Below are 23179 nucleotides of genomic sequence, written 5' to 3'. Positions count from 1 at the left end.
TGCCTGGTTAATAAAGATGACAGGCTACCCAATGATTTTCCTGCACTTCTTTCCATTCTGGAACTGCTTTCGCACAGTGATCCATTGCAGAAGGGCATCTTGTCCGGAATGGACAGCCACTAGGAGGATTGATCGGACTCGGAAGTTCCCCACCGAGTACAATTCTTTCACGTGCTCCTCTTAGTTTTGGGTTTGGGACAGGTATGGCAGATAGTAATGCCTTTGTATAGGGATGAAGTGGATTTTGGAATAGTTTTCTGCTATCGGCTAATTCCATCATTTTTCCTAGATACATCACTCCTATCCGATCACTTATATGCTTCACCATCGCTAAATCATGAGCAATAAACAAATAGGTCAGATTCTCTTGCTTTTGCAAATCTTCGAGTAAATTCACTATTTGTGCTTGGATGGAAACATCAAGAGCAGAAATCGGTTCATCCGCTACGATATAGGACGGTTCCACCGCAAGTGCTCTTGCAATTCCGATTCTTTGCCTCTGTCCTCCACTGAATTCATGAGGAAAACGTGCAGCATGATCAGGATTCAATCCAACCCTTTCTAGAAGCTGAAACACTCTTTCTTGTTTCGCCTTTCCTTTTGCTAGACCGTATGCTTCAATCCCTTCTGCAACAATATCCCCAACCCTCATACGCGGATTAAGGGAAGCATAGGGATCCTGAAAAATCATTTGCATTCTACGGTTAACGTCTCGCTTATTTCTTCGATCCAACTGTGAAATATCTTTTCCTTCAAACACCACCTTTCCAGCAGTCGCTTCATACAACCCTACAATCGTTCTACCAATCGTGGACTTGCCACTCCCGCTTTCCCCAACAATGCCAAGGGTCTCCCCTTTTTTTATGGAAAACGTAATTCCATCCACGGATTTCACTATTTGCTTATGCCCTACATTGAAATGCTTTCTTACATCACAAATTTCAAGTATATTATCAGGCATGCTTTTCCCTCCCCACTGCAATAAACTCTTTCACTGCTTCAGCCCGTTGATCATTTAACCAACACCTTGCATAATGATCGCTTGTAAACGTCTGTATCTCCGGCATATGCGAAACACACACCTCCATCGCATAAGGACATCGGGAAGCAAATGGGCATCCTTCTGGCGGGGCAAATAAATCGGGTGGGGTTCCATCTATTGGAATAAGTCTTTCTTTTTCGAGTGAATCTAGTTTTGGAACCGATTTAAGCAGCCCCCAAGTATATGGGTGCTTAGGACTTTCAAAAATCTCCTCCACCGTCCCACTCTCAACAATCACTCCTGCATACATCACGGCAACACGATCCGCTGCTTCTGCCACTACCCCTAAATCATGAGTGATTAATATAATAGAAGAATCTCGCTTTTGTTGAATGTCTTTTAATAGATCTAAAATTTGCGCTTGTATCGTTACATCAAGTGCTGTAGTAGGTTCATCTGCGATAATAAGCTTAGGATCACATGCAAGTGCAATCGCGATAACGACCCGCTGTCGCATTCCCCCGCTAAATTCATGCGGGTATTGTGAATAGCGTTTTTCCCCATCGGGAATCCCTACTAATTTTAGAAGTTCTATTGCCTTTTCAATTGCTTCATGTTTTGTTAGCTTTTGATGTTTTAGAATACTCTCTTTGATTTGGCTTCCTACTTTCATTGTCGGGTTCAAAGAGGTCATTGGATCTTGGAAGATCATGCCGATTTCTGCTCCACGTATTTGCTGCAGTTTCTTTTTAGAAATTTTCGTAATATCTTTGTCTTTAAATAGAATTTGACCACTCTTTACCTTTCCTTTCGGGGTTGGAATCATCCCCATAATCGCTTGTGAGGTTACACTTTTCCCACAGCCGCTTTCCCCTACAATCGCCAAAGTTTCCCCCTCATTTACTTGAAAAGAAACCCCTCTTACTGCCTGGACTTCTCCTCCATACGTCCGAAAAGACACTCTCAAATCATTCACTTCTAATAGACTCATTTCTTCTACCTCCTTAATTTTTCGACCGAGGATCGAGAGCATCTTGTAATCCATCACCAAACGCATTAAAAGCAAACATCGTTAAAGCAATCATGAGACCTGGGAAGAACAGCCTCCACCATTGCCCATTCAAAATCACTCCAAGAGAATCATTCGCCATCGTTCCCCAGCTTGCAGTCGGTGCCTGTACTCCTAAACCAAGAAAGCTTAAAAACGATTCAGCGAAAATCGCTTGAGGAATCGTAAAGGTTAAATTTACAATAATGATTCCCATCATATTAGGCAGCAAATGTTTTACAATGATCTTCCAATGTAAAGTTCCTAGCTTCTCAGCAGCTAAAACATATTCTTGTTGCTTAAGCTGAAGAATTTGCCCTCTCACAATCCTTGCCATTCCTACCCAGCCTGTAATGGACAAAGCAATAATCATTGTAAGTAGGCCTGGTTTCATAATAACCATTAATAAAATGACCACTAATAGATAAGGGATTCCATACAAAACCTCAACCACTCTCATTAAGAAACTATCAATACGATCTCCCATTCTGCCTCTTCCTGCCATATATCCAGAAATCCCGCCGACAACGACTCCAATAGCAAGATCAATGACCGCTGCAACAATACCAATAATCAACGAGATCCTTGCACCTGCCCATGTCCTTGCCCACATATCGCGACCGAGATCGTCTGTACCAAACCAGTGTTCACTTGATAAAGGAAGATTTCCCTCCGTTAGTGCCTGTTTGCTTGGACTATATGGAACCAAATGGGGTCCGATAATAGATAGAAAAATAATAGAAGCTAATAAGATAAAGCCCAATACAGCCATTTTATTTTTGATTATTTTTATGATGGCATCCTTCCAAAAACTCAAACTTGGCCGTGAGATTTGCGTTTTCTCGAAAGTAGCAGGATCGACTGGTCGAAACAGTGAATCCATTTTTGATAGAGAATTTGCCACTTTATTCACCTCTGCTTGTAATTTTGATTCTTGGATCGATGAATCGATAAGATAGATCGATGATAAATAATGTAATGATTAAAATAAGGCTATAAAAAATCGTTGTCCCGATAATTACCGGATAATCTCGATTAAAAATACTGTCAACGAAATATTTTCCAATTCCAGGGATTGCGAATATCTTTTCAATGACAAAGGTTCCTGTAATGATGGCTGCAAATAATGGTCCGATAAAGGAAATAACCGGTATAAGAGCATTTCTAATCCCATGCCTCACAACAATAGCAAAGCTTGAGAGGCCTTTGGATTCTGCAGTTTTAATATAATTCTGATTAAAGACCTCTAACATGCTGGCTCGGACAAATCTTGCGATGATAGCCAAGGGACCTAGAGCTAATGCAAATGAAGGCAATACCGTGTGCTGCCAAGTTCCCCAAGAAGCAACCGGAAATATTCCCCATTCAACCCCAAAATATTTGATTAATAGGGGAGCTAAGATAAAGCTTGGAACTGAAATTCCTATAATCGCAATAAACATAGATAAATAGTCAAGTATCCGATTATGATTTAAAGCTGCTATTACTCCTAAACCAATTCCTAAGACAATAGCCATAACTAGTGATTGTATCCCTAGCAATGCGGATGGACCGAATCCCTCTGCAATCAACGTATTGACATCCCTTGTTTTTGATTGAATTGAAGGTCCTAGATCGAGGTGAACCAGATCTTTTAAATAAAGAAAATATTGTTCCGCTAATGGCTTATCAAGATTGTATTTAGCCCGCATATTTTCCAGAATATCCTCCGGCAGCATTTTCGCATCGGTTGCAAAAGGATCCCCCGGAATCAAATGCATCATTACAAAAGTAAGGGTTGCAATGATCCATAACGTCACAACCATGGTAAATAACCGTTTAACTATGTACATGATCGTCCTCCATATATAAAATATTTTGCTATCTAAAATCGTTTATAAATATAATTAATTAGATCAGAATAGTAGGATTTAAATATGTAAGACCCCTTCTTTCTCTTCATCCTCTAGGAAATATGTTTTCTTCCCCTCTCTTACAAATAAAAACCCCTCAACTAAGATAAGTTGAGAGGTTTGATAAACCTAAACTTATCTTATCGATCAGAATGAAATCTGCTGGAATTGGCACAGTATTCTAATGAAGAACCCGCTGCCGAGGCTTCAAAGGGCCATATCCCTCCACCTCTCTGGATAAGATGATTATTTAGTTTAAAATATAAAAAAACCTCTTCCTGAAAACAAGAAGAGGCTTGATCCGATTGATATAGATTCGTCTCTTCTTATCTCTCAGGGCAACACCTGATGGAATTGGCACAGTATTCTACTACACAGAACCTGTTGCCGAGGTTTCAAAGGGCCATATCCCTCCACCTCTCTGGATAAGAAAAATTATGAAGTTCATTTCTACTAGAAACTAGAATATTATATTACTATTTTACTGTCAACCCAATGATTAACATTGGTAATCTTCTAAATAATCTAACTTTCACCCTAACCAACCACCTTACTTCTTTGTATCCCCTCTTCCTTAAACGACAAGTTAAACGATTCAACCCCTATGTTCCCTGCACTAGGCAGCTTTCTCAATTTAGGATGTAAAAACCATACAATGGCAATAAAAAGTATACCTGCCCCTGTATAAGCAAATAGATTTTGACTACTTATTCTCGTAGCTAAATATCCGCCTAATAATGAGCCAATTGGCATTGCAATGATACTCATGCTGTACATAACCGAATTCACTCTCCCTAATAAGTGATTAGGAATGATTGACTGAGAAATCCCTGAAAATAATACATTTATTGCCCCAATCGGAACCCAGGCTAAACCGAATAATACAGGTGTTAAGATCGGCGAAGCAACCATAGCGGCTATTGTCCAGCATCCAGAACCTATTGTAAAGCAGATAATAGCTAATAGGCCTACACGGTACTTGCCAACGAGAGAACCGAGTAGAGCTCCTAGTAAGGAACCAGCTGATAGAGCCGTTAATAAAACACCATACATTTCTACTCCACCTATTGAAGCTGAAAAGGAAGGAAGGATTGCCATGGCAATGCCAATCCCAAAATTTGCGATAAATGAGCCAATTAAAAAGGCCCAAAGCAAGGATTTAAAAACAATTGAAAATCCTTCTGATAAATCAGCAAAGTAATTACCCACAGCCGATTTTACTGACGTCTTCTCTTTTTGTTCAACAACCGATTCTCCAGAAATCTTTAATAAACCGAAAAATAGAGCCGCAACCGCAAAGGTAACAGAATCTACTAAATACAGAGTAACCGCACCTACCAAAGCTACAAGGATTCCTGCAGAGGCATTAAAAACAATATCGACCCCTTGATATGCGAAGGCAAAAAGAGAATTCCCTTTTATTAACTCCTCTTTCTTAAGAATAAGCGGCAGCGCTTTTGTTTGTGTAGGATAAGCAAACTCTTCTATAAACGCAATAATAGGCATGACGATTAAGATGATCTGAATGGTAAGAACATCATACAGATAAGCAATGGGAATAATTAATATAAGGATGCACTGTAATAGTTGGGTAATCACAAGTGTCCTCTTGATCCTCCATTTATCTATGAAGGGGCCGGTTAGAAATTGCAATGCCTTGGGCAATAGAATCAAAAAACCTGCAAGTCCCGTATAGAAAGCACTTTTCCCGAGATCGTAGACAAGCCACATCGATGCTACATAATAAATACTATCTCCAATATTCGTGACTAGTCTGCCAAGGAATAACATCAAAAAATTCATATTTTGTTTTAGTAAATTCATTCTTTCCATCCCCCCGCTTGATTAGTACTTAACTAAAGATCAAGGGGCTGACTCTGTTTTATTTGACTTTCCCAAACATTGAGGTTTAAAGAACTTTTTTACCTCCTTGAGTCGTAGGGTAAATGATAAATTGATTTGGTCAACCCCTTTAGGATCTCTCCATTCGTCTTTAGAGAAACTGTTTCAATTATGATGAATACAGACGAACTATACACCTTCTTTTACGTATTGAAAGTTATGAAAATCCATTCTTTTAGATAGCTTCAATGGATCCACTATACAAAAGGGAATGATCATAATTTGATCCGCTTAACACAACACCGATTTTCCTAATATTTTCTGGAAGCTTTTTGTAAAGCAAAGCTGCTATGACAACAGCTGATGAAGCCTCTATCTTTAATCCTAGTTTGGTATGTGAAAAATTTATCGCAGATAGGATTTCTTCTTCTGTGACCGTCATCACATCATCTAAATGTTTTTTCATAATCGGAAAAGTGAGCTGCCCAGGTTGAGTATGTCTTAATCCATCCGCGATTGTATTCGGTGTAAGAATGCTTGTTATTCTATTTGCTTTCAATGAAATTTTCGTATCACAACCGATTTCAGGTTCCACTCCTATTACCTGTACTCGTGGATTCATATGATGGGCAGCTAATGCCACACCAGAAGCAAGACCTCCGCCCCCTACTGGAATGAGAATGACGTCTAAACCATCATGTTCTTCCAGCATTTCAATGCCGATTGTGCCCGTTCCCGCAATGATTTTCTCATGATCAGAGGAAGGGATAATATGTAGACTGTCACGTCCTGCAATTTCTTCTGTCAATGTTGTCCGATCTTGCTTTTGTCGATCAAATAAAATAACCCTAGGATTAAATTTGTTTATTTTTATTAGTTTCTCTCGGGGAGCATCTTTCGGAATACATAGAGTGGCATTCACCCCAAATTTTTCGGCAATACTCGAAACGGCAATCCCATGATTTCCAGATGAACCGGCAATCACTCCATTCCTGCTTGTTCGATCTAATTGGGAGATAAAATTGTATGCCCCTCTATATTTGAAAGAGCCTGTCCATTGCTTAAACTCGGGTTTTATAAAAACCTTCTTATCCGTAATCGAATTCAACAAAGGATTTTCTAGTAAAGGTGTCGGTTTAATCCTATTCTTTAAGTTATCTCTTGCTAGTTGAATCTCCTTAAATGGAATACACAGGTGAATGACCCCCTCTTGGATTGATAGTAGGAGTTAATATTGTTTCAATGTCGTGTATGACATGGCTTTGGTTATTTTTGATATACATATGGCCGCCATCATAAAGAGTGATGTCATTTAGAGAATTCACTCTTTTTTTCCAGCTTTCTAAAGATTGATAGGGCAATAGCTTGTCAGACTTCCCGCCCATTATCGTAAAGGGAATAGAATCCACGATACCAGGCTTAACCTCTGTTATCGACTTTAATAAGGCAAGGTCAGCTTTTAAAATAGGTAAGTAAATATCAAGCAATTCATTATTCTCCATGATTTCTTGATCCGTTTCATTAGTAATCAGCAAATCTTCTATATCCCCATCTGGATCAATCGATAGTTGATCTGGAGGAGCGCTGGCTGAAATCAACACATGTTCAGGTATATTGAACCCGTCCTTTAACATCTGTTTCACGAGCATATAAGAAATAATCCCCCCCATACTGTGGCCAAAAAAGGCATAGCTTTTTTCAGACATAAATTTCTTTAAATCCCGCAGCAAATCGTGGCAAAGTGAATCCATGTCATTGTAAAATGGAAGGCTGTACAAATTTTCCCTGCCTGGCAATTGAATCGGGCAAACTTCTATATCTGGATTTATTGATTTAAAATAGGTAAGATAAAAGCTTGCTCCTCCTCCTGCCCACGGAAAACAGAAAAGTCTTACTTTACTTTTTTCAGCATTTAGTCGATTTGGAATCCAAAATCTTGTATCTTGCATAAAACCGTCTCCTTGAATGTCTTAATTTTCAATCGTGCTATTGAACGCCAACTTCCGAATACATGGGGTACGACAAGAATGCTTTGAAGCTATGGAGACTACATAATCCTCTTCTAGTGTAAATGTTCGAAACCACCAACCGTTAATAAAGCCATTAGTATCATCGATTGAGGAAAATTCGAGGCTTTTTAGCGGATAAGAAAACCCTCTTCCATCCGCTTTCATGATAGCCTCCTTCTTCGTCCAAAGCTTAAAAAATGAGAGAATCTTCTCCTCCTCATTCGAAAGGGATTGGATGTGTTTCCTTTCTTCTAAAGAAAACACCTCATCCATCACATCTAAATAATCCTTTCTAGCAAACTCTACATCCACCCCTACAGGACTTGTATCAGAAAGGATGACCATGATGAGATCTTCTGAATGTGAAAGGTTGAAATGAATTCCCTCAAACTCTTCTAGAAAGGGTTTACCATAGTGGTTTTTTCCTAACTTTAGAAGATGGATATCTAAACCCACTTCTAACTTCAACGCTGACTTTAATAGTGCTCTGCCCACTACATATTCTTTCAATCTTTTCATACTGAATCTGTCAGTCATTACACGATCTTCTTCAGTTAAATTAGTATGATAATAATGAAAGAATTCTTGATCTGATATTTCAGAAAGTGAAACATAATAGATTATCGGTTTATTCATCTTAAACTTCCATTAAACCATTTCGGTATCATTTTCAAAAATCAGATTCTCCAAGATAGGTGAAAGTTGATAAATTGTTGGATATTCAAAGATCATCCGTATGCTCACACTTTGTTCCAAAACACTGCGAATTCTTGAAATCACCTTAGTCGCCAGTAACGAATGGCCGCCAATTTCAAAGAAGTTGTCATGAATCCCAATTCGATTATTTCCCAATACTTCACACCAGATTTCTACTAGGATTTCTTCCATCATGCTTTGTGGGGCAACATATTCTCTTAATTCCATATCTAAACTTGTTGGCTCAGGCAGCTGACGTCGATCCACTTTGCCATTAGGTGTGAAAGGGAGCTTCTCCATTTGTATGAATATAGATGGGATCATATAATCAGGTAACACTTTACTTAATGCATCTCTAATCTCTTTTTTGGAAACATTTCCTAAAGAAGTATAGTAACTTACTATTTTCGGTTCTTCCTGTTCCGCTTTCTTTAGTAAGACCACACCTTCTTTAACCAAACCGGTTTGGCGTAAGGACTCCTCTATTTCACCTAATTCAATACGATAACCTCTTAATTTAATTTGATGATCAACCCTACCAATATAGTCAATATTTCCATCTGGAAGGTATCTTACAATGTCCCCAGTTTTATATATTTTCGATTTAGGGTCTGTACTAAACGGGTTTTTCACGAATTTCTCCTCAGTTAAGCTTCTTTGATTCCAATACCCTACAGCTAATCCGTCCCCTCCGATAAATAGCTCTCCAGGTACACCTATTGGCACAGGATTCATATTTGAATCTAAAACATGTACTTGTGTATTGGATATCGGTTTTCCAATTGGAACGATCTCTATATTTGGAGAGTTATTGGAATCAATCCCATATGTAAGGGCAAAAGTCGTACTTTCTGTTGGTCCATAGGCGTTCAGAATTTTTTCAGGGGGACCATGGGCTAATACTCGGTTTATCATTTTTGGACTACATGCATCACCGCCAACCAATAAATATTTCATATTGGAAAATGCCGTTGGCTCCTCTTGAGCGACTTTATTGAAAAGAGCGACGGTAATAAACATTGAACAGATGTTGTTTTCCTTTAGCCATTTACTAAATTTCTGGGATGAAAGGATCGATTCTTTTTCGGCGATGATCAGCTTTGCCCCATTTAATAATGCCCCCCAAGCTTCAAATGTAATGGCATCAAATGCAGCATTTGAAATTTGAGCAATATGGTCATTAGGCATTATTTGTATATAATTAGGATTCTTCACAAGCCTTATAACACTCTTATTCTGAATGGCTACACCTTTTGGCTTACCAGTCGAACCAGATGTATAGATCATATATGCTAGATGATCTGGATGACTTTCTAGGTTCGGATTATTTTGATCACTTTCATCGTCTGTAGCCATATGGTCATTTAGGAAAACTAAACGATTTTCGTATTCTTTCATTCTCTCCATATATTGTGAATTAGTAATGATTGCCGTTGGTTCACCATCTTCTAAAATCGCTTTTATCCTTCGCTGCGGCAATCCAGCATCAAATGGCAAATAGAAACTTCCAGCTTTTAAGATTGCTAGGAAGGCGACAAGTAAATCGGGAGTTCTTTCAAGACAAACCGCTACAGGTTTGTCTTGACTCACACCCTTCCTAATTAATTCATATGCAAGTTGATTTGCTTGAATATTTAATTCTTGATAGGTCATCTTACACCCTTGATATTCAATGGCAATGGCATAAGGTGTCTTTTCAACCTGCTGCTCAAAATGTTGATGGACTGCCCCTTCTAAACAGTTTGGTTCCTTGCTGTTAATCTGATGGAATAATTTCGTCTCATCCTTTGTTAATATTGAAATGGCCGTGATCTGTTGGGAAAGATCATTCACTACTTCTGATACTAAACGTACGAAATGTTTACACATTCTCTCAATCGTACTCCGATTAAATAAATCGGTGTTATATTGAAACTCACCAAGAAAACGATCATGATCTTCTTGCATAAACAAGGCAAGATCAAATTTAGCCGTCTTGTTCTCGATTTCGAGCATTTCAATCTCTAAATCTTTTAAGTGGATATCCGCCGGAATCGTATTTTGTAAAGAGAATAACACTTGAAAAATAGGTGACACACTTGTGCTGCGTTCCGGACTTAATTTCTCTACCAACTTCTCAAAAGGAACATCCTGATTTGAATAAGCTTCCAGGCAAACATTTTTTACTTGTTTCAGGTAATCTCTAAAGCTTGGTTTTTCACTTAAATTTGTTCGAATCACTAATGTATTTATAAAGAATCCGATAAGTTCTTCAACTTCCTCATGATTCCTTCCAGCAATCGGAGTGCCAACTAAAATATCATCATTACCGGTATAGCGATAAAGCAGAATCTTGTAGACTGCTAGAAGGGCCATATTAGGAGTGACCCCTTCTTCCTTACAAATCTTTTTTAATTGACTCGAAACCTCTTTAGGGAGTTCGAATGCAATATTGCTGCCATTAAAGGTTTGTTTAGAAGGGCGCGGATAGTCTGTCGGCAATTCTAGGATTGGAAGCTTCCCACCCAGTTTTGTCGACCAGTAGTGGATCTGGTCGCCTACATTCCCATCATCAAACCAGGATTGCTGCCAATTGGAATAATCCCAATACTGGCTAATCGGATCAAGCAAGTGAGTTGGATTCTTTTCTAAGCAATCGTTGTAGTAATGACTGAATTCCTTTATAAATAGTTGTTGGGACCATCCATCAAATATAATATGGTGCATATTTACGAGTAGAATCGATTCTGAATCAGAGCACTCAAGTAGCTTCACTGTAAATAGCGGGCCAGTGTTCAGGTCAAATTGGAAATTGGTATTCTCCTCTATATATTGGTGGATAAATCCTGCTTTTTCTTCAATCGGCTTTTCTTTAGCTGAAATCACCTCTAATTGGAATTCAAAGTTCTCTAGAATCCCAACTGTCGCTTTCTCCCCGTCAACAATAAAGGATTTCAACACCTGGTGACGATGGATGATTTCATTAAAGGCAAAACGTAATGCCTCTTTGTCTACTGTTCCCTTCATTTTCATGTAGAAGGGAACATTGTAGATTGCTTTATTGTCCAAATATTTATCCAAGAACCATAGACGTTGTTGCGAGAATGACAACGGTTTTTCTTCCCATGGCTCCAGATTAACAATTTTATTACTATCGTCCATTTCCTCTTCTAACATTCTTTTCAATAGGTCCTGCTTTGCAGTAGACAATTTATCTAAAGTGATACTCATTCTTTATTCCCCCTAATTAACAAGAAGATTCTCCGCCTCATCCTCTGACATCTTTTCTAGTTTTTTATAGATTTCTATTTCGATATAATTCGCTATCCCCTCTACTGTTGATTGTTCAAATAATATTTTCAGAGGGATTTTCACTTTGAACTTCCGCTGTAAACGTGAGATTGCCTGGGTAGCAATCAGAGAGTGTCCCCCCAGTTCAAAGAAATTATCCTTGACACTAATCTTTTTAAGATTTAAAACCTCTTTCCATATCTCTGCTACTTTCTTTTCCACTAAGGTTCTTGGTTCATTTTGATTGTCATCTGTTTCCACTAATTGCGGTAGAGGCAATGCCTTATGATCAATCTTTCCATTTGCATTAAGCGGAAAAGCGTCAATGATTTCAATTTTGTATGGAACCATGTACGGCGGTAATGATTTCTTTAAGAACTCGATTAATTCTTTATTCTCGATATGATTATTCGAAATGATATAGGCTACTAAATGTTTTTCATCCTGGATTTCCTTCATGGTTACAACCACTTCATTAACATCAGGATATTTCCTTATGCTCGCTTCAATCTCACTCGTTTCGATTCGATACCCTCTGATCTTGACTTGGTTGTCCTTCCTGCCAATGAACTCCAAATTTCCATCTGGTAGATAACGAGCTAGGTCTCCCGTTTTATATAGTCTTTCCTCATTATTAAATGGATTGGTTAGGAATCTTTCAGATGTCAGATCAGGACGGTTATAATACCCACTTGATACTGCTGGTCCGCCAATGTACATCTCTCCTGCCACACCTTGAGGAACAAATTGCATCTGTTCATCAAATATATAAATATTGACATGCGGGAAAGGTTTCCCAATAGGAACAATTTCAGTATTTAGCTTTGTCTGGTCATTTAATACGAAGTAGGTATTATCAATTGTCGCTTCTGTTACCCCATAGGAATTGATAAAATTCACATTTTGATTAAAGAATTTTTTTATCTCTTCGAAATCCTTTACATACCACGTATCCGCACCTGAAACGATTACTTTTAAATCCTTTAAAACTTTTCCGCTTTCCTTCATGTATGTGACAAGATGCTTTAATAGAGCAGGTACAAATTCTGCAAAATCCACCTTTTCATCTAATAGCACATTGTATAATTCCTCAGGATGAATGATCGTATCCTTAGAACAAAGGATCAGCCTTCCACCCGAACATAAGGACCGAAGCATATCTTGGATAAAAACATCAAAAGCAATACTAGCCAACTGAATGAAATTTGTTAGTTCGTTCGTCTTATAGGCATCCAAATACGATGGAAAGGAATTTGCCAGATTTCGATTGCTAACGGTGACTCCTTTAGGATCTCCAGTCGTACCAGAGGTAAAGATAATATAGGCAAGATGTTCTGGTATCCTATCATGTATCTTCGGATGGATAGGCTGTAAAAGAATGTCTTTCCATATTGAATCAACACTCAATAAATCAACGGTGGTATCCAACTTACTCATCCATTTATCTTGTGTAAATATCGCCTTCAAACTTACATTATTTACAATGTAGTGAATCCTGTCGCTTGGATGCTGCGGATCTAATGGAACAAATACACATCCCGCTTTCATGATTCCAATAATGATGGGGATCACAGTAAGGTTTTTATCCATATAAACACCGATCGTAGATTGAGTTTCATATCCTTCTTTTACTAGGAAACTCGCTACCTGGTCCGAATATTTGGATAATTCCCTATAAGTAATAGACTCACCATCAAATGAAATGGCTGGTCTGTCAGGAGTTAAACGGGCTAGCTGATCAATCCTATCGTAGAAGTATTCAATGTTTTTATCTTCTTTAGCATTCATTGTATGATTTACATGATTTTTGATTTCCGTCTCATCTAGTATTGGTAGTTGATAAATACTAGTGTTCGGATTATTGACGATACTTTCTAATAGGTTTACTAAATGGCTGCTAAATTGTTGAATCGTATTCTCTCTAAATAAATCGGTATTATATTGAAGCTCAAGCGTAATCGAATGTTGACTTTCATTGATATTTAGAGATAAATCAAATTTCGAAACCTCGTTCTCTATATTTAATGAAACGATTGGATTTTCTAATAGAAACTGCTCTGATTCTTCAATTGAATGATGAGAAAACATCACTTGGAAAATTGGACTATGACTCAAGTTTCTTTCTGGTTGCAGTTCTTCCACCAGCTTTTCAAATGGCACATCTTGATGGGAGTAGGCTTCAAGACAGCTCTCTCTTACTTGCTTTAATAATTCATTAAATGTAGGATTTTCTCCTAAGTCTGTCCGGATAACGACCGTATTAATAAAGAATCCAATTAATGACTCTAATTCTTTCATAATTCTTCCTGCCACAGGCGTTCCTATAAGTACATCTTTTTGACCTGTATAGCGATACAAAAGGACTTTAAATGCCGAGAGAAAAGTCATATATAATGTAGCGTTTTCTTTTTGACTTAACGTTCTAAGTTGGAGTGTTAGATCATCAGGGATCGTTAAAGCAATGCTTTTCCCATTAGTTGTTTGTTCCATTGGTCTAGAATAATCAATCGGAAGCTCGAGTATAGGTAATTCACCCGCTAATTTCTGACGCCAATAATCTAACTGTTGATTGACATTCTCACCTGCCATCAACTCTTTCTGCCATTGGGCATAGTCAGAATATTGAATGTCAAGGTTAGCTAAAGAAACGTCTTTCCCTTGTTGAAATGCTGAATAGTGGTCATTAATTTCCTTTAGGAGAATCTCCCCTGACCAGCCATCAAATATGATGTGATGGATAACAAACAATAAAGTATGATCTGTTTCCGTCATTTTAATAAGATAGGCACGAAATAACGGACCTTTAGTTAAATCAAAAGGCTCCCATGATTTCTCGCTGATAAGAGTATTTAATTTTTGTAGTCGATCTGCTTCTGATTCATTCTCATAATTAATAAAAGTGTAATGACGATCGACTTGATTCTGAATGATTTGATACGGCTCACCATTTTCCGCTTCGAAAATTGTACGCAAACTTTCATGACGTTTTAATACAGCTCTTAAACTCTTCTCGAAATTTCCATAATGGAGGTTTCCAGAGATTTGAAAGGCAAATGGGATATTGTAGGAAACATTCTCCGGGTCCATTTGGTTTAGAAACCATAATCTCTTCTGAGAAAATGAAAGTGGGTATTTCTGTTCTTTATTTTTTTTCACTAGGATTGATTTCTTTTCTTCTTTCTGATCACTCTTCATTATTTCTGAAGACATTGTAGCAATTGTTGGGAATTCAAAAATGAAACGTATTGGGATTTGCTTTCCGACATTGTCCGCGACTCTTGAAATGACCTGTGTTGCTAAAAGGGAATGACCGCCTATTTCAAAAAAGTTATCATGGATCCCGATCTTTTCATGATTTAAAATCTCTTGCCATATTTTTGTCAGCATCTCTTCTACTGAATTTCGTGGAGCTATATACTCTCCCATTTCGAAATCCTTTTCCGTTGGTTCAGGTAAGCATTGACGATCTACCTTACCATTCGACGTAAGCGGAAGATTGTCCATCTCAATAAAAATCGAAGGAATCATATAATCAGGTAATTTATTACTTAACTCTTTTCTTAACTCGCTTTTAAGGAGGGGTTCGCCGGTTGTGTAATAACTGATTAATTTCTTATCGCCTTGATCCATTTCTTTTAAAAGTACGACAGCGTCTTTAATTCTCAGGTTTTGGCGAATGCTTTCTTCAATATCTCCTAATTCAATTCGGAATCCACGAAGCTTTACCTGATGATCCACTCGTCCAATAAAATCAAGATTTCCATCGTCTAAAAATTTGACGATATCTCCAGTCTTATAAAGCTTTGCCCCTTCAACATGACTAAATGGATGATCAATAAACTTTTCCTTTGTTAGATCAGGACGATTCCAATATCCAAGCGCTAAACCATCACCGCCAATATACAGCTCCCCTGGAATCCCTATCGGTACTCTATTTAAATGTTTATCTAATACATATACTTGTGTGTTATTAACCGGCTTCCCAATCGGTATCGTCTCGATCTCTTTATCCTTTAAATCTAAGGATGTATTCATAACAAAGTTCAGGGTTATCGCCGTATTTTCACTTGGTCCATACGAGTTAAGAAGTCTTTTCGGAGCACCATAGGTCAAGATTTGGTTTACCCATTTAGGACTGCAAGCTTCTCCCCCGACTAAAACATTTTCAACATCTGAGAATGCAGCCGGTTCCTCCTGGGCGACTTTGTTAAACAATGCGGCCGGAATCGCCAGTGTTGTAATCTGTTTTGATTTCAACCATTTACTGAATTTCTGCGGGGATAGAATGGTGTCCTTGTTAGCTATAATCAATTTTGCCCCATTCAGTAATGCTCCCCATATCTCGAAGGATGTAACGTCAAATGAGATACTTAGAATTTGAGCGATATTAGACTCAGGCTTTATTTTGATATAGTTTGTATCTCTTACAAGCCTTATGACCCCCTTATTCTGTATAGCAACTCCCTTTGGCTTCCCTGTTGAACCAGACGTATAGATGACATAAGCTAAATCAAGTTTTTCACTTTGTATATTGGGATTCGTTTTTTCTTCTTTCTTTACTGCTTCCTTAATAGTGCTCAGACATATTACTTGATTTTGATCATCTCCCATCTTATCGATATGGTTGATTTCTGTGATGATCACATTTGGATTGCTGTCTTCTAAAATGTCCTTCATTCGATTAGCTGGCAATGAATGATCTACTGGCAAATAGAAACTTCCCGCTTTAAGCACCGCTAAAATGGTTATCATGAGGTCAGGCGTTCTTTCAAGACATACCACAACAGGTTTTTGTTTGTTCACACCAATTTTCATCAAATAGTGCGCTAGCTGATTGGCCTTCGAATTTAATTCAGAATAACTTAATTGAACTCCTTCATATTCAAGCGCAATAGCGTGAGGATGATTTCTGACCTGCATTTCAAATAATTGTTGTATCGAGCCTTCCAAATGATTGGGCTCCAAGCTATTAACCTGCTGGAATAATTCTTTCTCCTCACTCGTCAAGATAGAAAAATCGGCAATCGACTTTGAAGGTTCTTCGATAACGGCTGTTACCAAATTCAAGAAATGCCGCCCCATTCTTTGTACCGAACTCTTCTTAAATAGATCTGTATTATATTGCAGCTCCCCAACGAAACAGGCTCCTTCCTCATGCATGATAAGCGACAGATCGAATTTAGAGGTTTTATTCTCATTCTCCAAAAGTTCAATAGCCACCCCATCCATGTCGATGTTTGTCTCAATCTTATTTTGTAATGAAAACATACCTTGGAAAATGGGTGCTGCGCTTGAACTTCTTTCTGGACTTAATTTTTCAACTAGATGCTCAAATGGTATATCCTGATTCGAATAAGCTTCAAGGCAAACATCTTTCACCTGATTTAAATAGTCTATAAAACTAGGATTTTGACTAAGATCCGTTCGAATGACTAAGGTATTCACAAAGAACCCAATTAAATCCTCGGTTTCCTCCTGGTTTCTTCCTGCAATCGGAGTTCCAATTAAAATATCTTGTTCACCTGTATTGCGGTATAACAGCACTTTATACGCAGCTAATAAAGCCATATTTGGCGTTACATTTTCTTCTTGACACCATTTTTTCAACTTCATTGACAATTCTTCCGGAAGTTTAAATTTAACGCTGCTCCCATTAAAGGTTTGTTTCGATGGTCTTGGAAAGTCTGTTGGCAATTCTAAAACAGGAAGCTTTCCCCCTAACTTAGTAGACCAATAATGAAGTTGATCCTCTGCATTCCCTTCTTCCAACCATGACTGCTGCCAATAAGCATAGTCTGAGTATTGAATCTCTAAGTCTGGTAATTTCATTTCAGTAGAATGGCATTTAGCATGGTAAATTTCAACTAATTCATGCATGAATTTATTAAATGACCAGCGATCAAAAATCATATGATGGATATTCACGAAAAACCGATATTGATGATCATCAATCCGCAAAAGGTAAAAATGATAGAGGATTTTGGATGTTAAACCGAATGTTTGATTTTGGAGCTCCTCCGTGAACCGTTGAATTTGCTCTTCTTCATCATCACCGTTCAGAGATTCTAATTCGACTAAGTCAAAATTTAATTTCTTTACTGGATAAACCACCTGCATATATTCAGAACCTTCTTGTTTAAAAAAGGTTCTGAATATTTCATGCCTCTGGACTATGACTTTCAGGCTTTCTTCAAACTTAGAAACATTCAATTCTCCGCACATGTTAAATGAAAAAGATATGTTATAGGCATTTAATTCTGGGTTATAAGATTGAAGAAACCATAATCTTTTTTGACTGTAAGACATAGGAGCTTCAAAAAGAGTTTCTTCTTCTTTTATGATCACTTCATCATTCATTAGTTGATTTTCACTCATGTTTTTCACCTCTTATATGTTCTTTCTTCTTGGGATCCTTTTCATTTTCGTTATTTTTCGATTAGTTGATGTCATATTTTCTAACTGTGATGATAGCTCTCGAATCGTTGGATATTTGAATAAATAGAGTAACGGCACTTCTAGCTCTAGTTTCTTCCTGATTTTTGAAATAATTTGAGTTGCTAACAGAGAGTGTCCTCCAACCTCAAAGAAATTATCATTTACACTTATATTCTCTTTGTCTAAAAGCTCATTCCAAATTCCTAATATCTTTTCTTCTATATCATTTTTAACAGGTTCTACTGGATGATCTAATTTACTTTCAACCGTCACTTCATGAAGCCTTTTCCTGTCAATCTTTCCATTTGGTGTTTTAGGAAGGGAATGGATCATATTTAAATAAGTAGGGATCATATAATCAGGACAGCTGTTCCTTAAATAAGTAAACACCTCAACCAAACTCAATTCTTGGCCCTGATTAGGTAAGATATATCCTTCTAAATATTGATCCTGCTGTTTATTTTCCTTTACAAGTACGATAGCTGTATGAATAGCAGGATGTTTTACGATTATTCTCTCTACCTCATCCATCTCGATCCTAAAGCCTCTAATCTTTGTTTGTCGATCGATTCTTCCTTTTAGTTCAATATTCCCGTTAGGTAGATACAAACCTACATCGCCCGTTTTGTATAAAGGCAGATCATCGGAGGAATATGGATTAGAAATAAAGCTTTTCTCGGTCTGAACGGGATTATTAAAGTATCCTTTTGTCATTCCCACTCCACTAATATAAATTTCTCCTACCACACCTGCTGGAACAGGCTGAAGATGCTTGTCTAATACAAAAACAAACATGTTATCAATCGGCTTCCCGACATCATACGTAAACGAAGGTTGCTTATCCACATATTTAAAAGTAGTTGTAAGCGTACATTCGGTTGGACCATATAGATTAACTAATTTTGTATGGTTGAACCTATTCAGTACAGTCATAGCGGTTTCATGATTTAATACTTCACCACTTGAAAAAATCATTCTAACCGATTCATAGTTGAGCTCATTTTCCATCGCTGACTTCGCTAATACTTTTAACATGGAAGGAACTGTACTTAGTAAGCAAGTGACTTTATTGGTTTCAATAAGTGACAAGAGATGATCATGGTCCTTTACTTTTTCATCTTCTACTAGAATTATTCTTGCTCCAGTCGTCAACGGTCCGATCAAGTCTCGTAAAAATCCATCGACAGACAAGGATGCTAATTGTAAGACCACATCCTTTGAGTTGATACCAAATTCTTTCTTCATAAAGGTTAAGTAATTCGTCACCCCTATGTGCCGGTTGATAATGGCTTTCGGATTTCCTGTTGAACCAGACGTATAGATAATGTATGCATTATCATTAGGATCTACTGCATGATGTCGATCAGTTTTTGTTTCAAGGTAATGTTCTTCATCTACTTTAATCGTCTCACCGCTAAAAATACTTTTCGCATCTAATACATGTTGTTGTGTTGTTAGAATGACTTCAGGCATAGAATGATTCACCATATATTCCTGCCTGCTTCTAGGATAATTTACGTCTATTGGCAATAGACAGGCTCCCGATTTAAGAACAGCTAATATCGAAATAACAACGTCAATCGATTTACCGCAATATACACCAACAATTGAGTTTTTTTGGATTCCCTGCTTTTCAAGTAGGAAATGGGCTAATTTCTTTGCTTTCTGTTCTAAATCTTGATAGCTGATCGATTGGTTTTTGAATTGAAGTGCCACTGCTTCAGGTGTATGCTTAGCCTGATCCTCAAATAGGGTATAAATACTCTTTTGAATTGGAAAATCTTTAGAATTTGATGCCATTTCGATGAAATCCTGTTTTTCCTTTTTCGATAAGATAGGGATATGATCAATTGGCGTTTCCGATTCTATCGATATGGTATCTAGTAAGCATAGGAAGTGATTCAGAAATTGTTCAATTTTGCTTTGTTTATAAAGATCTGTTTTATATTGAAACTCTCCTACGATCTTATTACCTTGATCCTCAATAAATAGGGTGATATCGAACTTTGTATGCTCTTTAGAAACTACGACCTCTTCTTTCCCTATATAAAAAGAGTTTCTATTTGATTGGTTTTTATTATGGTAAATAAACATTGCTTGGAAAATAGGATTATGGCTTAAGTTCCTTTCTGGTTGTATCTCTTCTACTAATTTTTCAAATGGAACATCCTGATTGGCGTAAGCTGAAAGACAAGTCTGTTTTACTTGATTTAGATATTCTTTAAAGGTTAGGTTTTGATGTAACTCTGTTCGAATGACGATCGTATTCACAAAAAAACCAATTAACCTTTCAATTTCTTCTCTATTTCTACCACCAACCGGGGTACCGATTAATAGGTCCTTTTGTCCGGTATAGCGATATAATAGGACTTTAAAGGCGGCCATTAAAGTCATATACAATGTAGTACTTTCCTTTTGGCTCAATGCCTTCAATTGAATCGACAATTTTTCCGGTAGTTCAAAAGGAATACTGTTTCCATTTGTCGTTTGTTCTAATGGTCGTGGATAATCAGTCGGTATCTCAAGTACTGGCAGCTCGCCTTTTAACTTCTCTTTCCAATAGGCTTTTTGTTTTTCGATACTTTCTCCATCCAGAAAGGTTTGCTGCCAATTGGCGTAATCTGAATATTGGATCATCAGCTCAGGTAATTTAGGTGACTGACCATTTTCCAATGAGAAGTAGATCTCATTTAGTTCTTCTAAAAATAGCGTTTCTGACCACCCATCGAAGGCAATATGGTGAACGACCAAAAGAAGGATATGAGAAGTGGCAGAGGTTTTTATAACCTTCGCTCTAAGCAGTGGTCCTTTCTTTAAATCAAAGGGAACCCACGATTCTTTCCTGATAATATTAGGTATTTCTCTTTCTTTGGAGGAAAGCTCTGAAATATTGATGACCTCAATGGCTGCATAGAATTCACTCTGAACCACTTGTATAGCTCCATCTTTTTCTTCCATGAACGTCGTACGCAAACATTCATGCCGTTCCATTACTCTGTTTAGGCTTTTTTCTAAGTGTTCGTAGCTTAATGAGCCCTTTATTTGATAGGCGAATGGAATATTATAAGCTACATTTTCAGGCTCCAACTGATTAAGAAACCATAATCTTTTTTGTGCTAAGGAGAGTGGGGAGCGACCATCTGAATTCAAATTTTTTGCGATCAGGCTGCCCTCATTTATTTGTTCACACCCCATTAAATGTTTTGCCAATTTCGCTATTGTTGGAGATCCAAATAATACTTGAATCGTGATTTTCTTTTTTAGCTTTCTATGTATTCTAGAAATAACTTGTGTAGCTAGTAAGGAATGTCCTCCAAGCTCAAAGAAATGATCATGAATACCAATTTTCTCGATATCTAATACATCTTCCCAAATACTTGCCAAGATTTCTTCAAGCTCATTCCTTGGGGAAACATACTCCTCTAGCTCCAAGTCCTCCTTTTTGGGGGCAGGAAGTTTTGCCCGATCAATTTTCCCATTAGAAGTAAGCGGGAATTTTTCCATTTCAATAAAGACAGATGGAATCATATAATGCGGTAATTTCTCACTTAGGTCTGTTCTTATTTCCCTTTTAGAAATTCTGTCTTCTGTTGTGTAATAACAAATTAATTTCTTATCACTATTTTTCGTTTCTTTAAGTAGGACCACCGATTCTTTGATTACTTTATTTTGTCTTAACGTTTCTTCAATTTCCCCTAATTCTATTCGAAACCCGCGTAGTTTTACTTGGAAATCAGAACGTCCGATAAATTCAATATTGCCATCAGGTAAAGCTTTAACGATATCTCCTGTTTTATAAAGCTTTGAGCCTATTTCTGTACTAAAAGGATGTTCAATAAACCTATCCTTTGTTAAATCAGGACGATTCCAATACCCTATTGCCAGGCCGTCCCCACCAATATACAATTCACCAGGCTGCCCTATTTCCACAGGCTTCAGATCCGCCCCAAGCACAAAAGCCTCTGTCTTTGTAATCGGTTTTCCAATTGGAATGGTGTCTGAGTGTGTAAATTCTTTAGAAGAATTCACACAATAACTTAAAGCAAAGGTTGTACATTCAGTTGGCCCGTACACATGAAGTAACTTTTCAGGTGCCCCTTTTTCTAACACCTGCTGTACCCACTTTTTATTACAAGCCTCTCCTCCAAATAATAGATTGCTCAGATTTGAAAAGGCGGTTGGTAGCTCTTCGGCCACTTTATTAAAGAGAGCGGTTGTAATAAACATTGTTTTAATCTCATTTTCTATAAGCCAATCACTTAGTTTGTTTGGCGATAGGATGAGCGCTTGCTCTGCTATTACCAGCTTTGCTCCATTAAGCAATGCTCCCCACACCTCGAATGTAATCGCATCAAAGGAGGCATTGGATACTTGAGCAACATTTTCACTTGGAAGAATATTTACATAGTTTGTGTTTTTTACTAGTCTTATGATCCCTTTTTGTTTAATGGGGACCCCTTTAGGTTTACCCGTTGAACCTGAGGTATAAATAAGATAAGATAAGCTATCTAAGGTAGAAGCCGGAAGTTCAACAAGCTCTTGAAAATCTTGTTCTGTTCGCAAATCATGGACGGTGACATCTTTCAAATTACTTGATTTAATATCAATACTTGCATCAGAGCCTGTAATCAGCAGATTCACATTTGAGTCTTGTAAGATGTATTGAATTCGCTCTTTCGGATTTGTTGGATCAATGGGAAGATATGCTGCTCCTGCTTTGAGCACACCTAGCCAAGAGACAAATAAATCGATCGAGCGACTCATTAATGTACCAACAATTGTTCCAGGCTTTACACCCAAACGAATTAAATTACAGGCAATATCGGTGGATTGCTCATCCAATTCTTTATAAGTGATTTTTTCTTTGCTTGATTCACATGCAATAGCATTTGGATTTTGAATGACTTGCTCTTTAAATATCGTTATAAGGGGTTGATCCCCTTTTGAACCAGCATAGTCTTTATTAAGGGTCTTAATCGTCTGATTGATTAACGTCACAACAATA

At 37.6% G+C, this 23179-nt stretch carries 11 protein-coding genes and 2 riboswitches; all 11 genes read right to left on the bottom strand.

Annotation, left to right across the window (positions count from 1 at the left end):
* Nucleotides 1-7: 7 nt before the first annotated feature.
* Nucleotides 8-961, bottom strand: coding sequence for an ABC transporter ATP-binding protein (locus JOC86_RS12970; protein WP_205173203.1), 954 nt, complete (start codon nucleotides 959-961; stop codon nucleotides 8-10).
* On the bottom strand, nucleotides 954-1973 hold the full coding sequence (locus tag JOC86_RS12965) for an ABC transporter ATP-binding protein (protein ID WP_205173201.1): 1020 nt from the start codon (nucleotides 1971-1973) through the stop codon (nucleotides 954-956). The genes JOC86_RS12970 and JOC86_RS12965 overlap by 8 nt, the downstream gene beginning before the upstream one ends.
* Before the next feature lie 13 nt (nucleotides 1974-1986).
* A complete protein-coding gene (locus tag JOC86_RS12960; protein ID WP_205173199.1) occupies nucleotides 1987-2913 on the bottom strand; it encodes an ABC transporter permease in 927 nt (308 codons plus the stop codon).
* Nucleotides 2914-2935: 22 nt separating this feature from the next.
* Nucleotides 2936-3862 (bottom strand): ABC transporter permease, encoded by a 927-nt coding sequence (locus JOC86_RS12955; RefSeq protein WP_205173197.1) that lies wholly within the window; start codon nucleotides 3860-3862, stop codon nucleotides 2936-2938.
* A gap of 197 nt (nucleotides 3863-4059) precedes the next feature.
* A riboswitch (SAM riboswitch) is annotated at nucleotides 4060-4166 on the bottom strand.
* A 79-nt stretch (nucleotides 4167-4245) separates the two neighbouring features.
* Nucleotides 4246-4354: riboswitch (SAM riboswitch) on the bottom strand.
* A 105-nt stretch (nucleotides 4355-4459) separates the two neighbouring features.
* Nucleotides 4460-5746 (bottom strand): MFS transporter, encoded by a 1287-nt coding sequence (locus tag JOC86_RS12950; protein WP_205173195.1) that lies wholly within the window; start codon nucleotides 5744-5746, stop codon nucleotides 4460-4462.
* Nucleotides 5747-5999: 253 nt separating this feature from the next.
* A complete protein-coding gene (locus JOC86_RS12945; protein ID WP_338021758.1) occupies nucleotides 6000-6905 on the bottom strand; it encodes a threonine ammonia-lyase in 906 nt (301 codons plus the stop codon).
* A 37-nt stretch (nucleotides 6906-6942) separates the two neighbouring features.
* The gene (locus JOC86_RS12940) at nucleotides 6943-7713 is read right to left on the bottom strand and encodes a thioesterase II family protein (RefSeq protein ID WP_205173190.1); all 771 of its coding nucleotides are present in this window, start codon (nucleotides 7711-7713) and stop codon (nucleotides 6943-6945) included.
* A 21-nt stretch (nucleotides 7714-7734) separates the two neighbouring features.
* Nucleotides 7735-8409 carry a 4'-phosphopantetheinyl transferase family protein gene (locus JOC86_RS12935; protein ID WP_205173188.1) on the bottom strand — a complete coding sequence of 225 codons (675 nt, stop codon included), beginning with the start codon at nucleotides 8407-8409 and terminating at the stop codon, nucleotides 7735-7737.
* A 12-nt stretch (nucleotides 8410-8421) separates the two neighbouring features.
* Nucleotides 8422-11679, bottom strand: a complete 3258-nt coding sequence (locus JOC86_RS12930; RefSeq protein ID WP_205173187.1) for a non-ribosomal peptide synthetase — start codon at nucleotides 11677-11679, stop codon at nucleotides 8422-8424.
* A gap of 12 nt (nucleotides 11680-11691) precedes the next feature.
* The gene (locus JOC86_RS12925; RefSeq protein WP_205173186.1) at nucleotides 11692-18114 is read right to left on the bottom strand and encodes a non-ribosomal peptide synthetase; all 6423 of its coding nucleotides are present in this window, start codon (nucleotides 18112-18114) and stop codon (nucleotides 11692-11694) included.
* Nucleotides 18115-18126: 12 nt separating this feature from the next.
* Nucleotides 18127-23172, bottom strand: a complete 5046-nt coding sequence (locus JOC86_RS25170; protein WP_205173185.1) for a non-ribosomal peptide synthetase — start codon at nucleotides 23170-23172, stop codon at nucleotides 18127-18129.
* Nucleotides 23173-23179 lie beyond the last annotated feature (7 nt).

Source organism: Rossellomorea pakistanensis (genome assembly GCF_016908495.1).
GTDB classification, from domain to species: Bacteria; Bacillota; Bacilli; order Bacillales; family Bacillaceae_B; genus Rossellomorea; species Rossellomorea pakistanensis.
The sequence above is the reverse complement of the archived record's forward strand: the minus strand, read 5'-3'. Positions and strand labels throughout refer to the sequence as shown.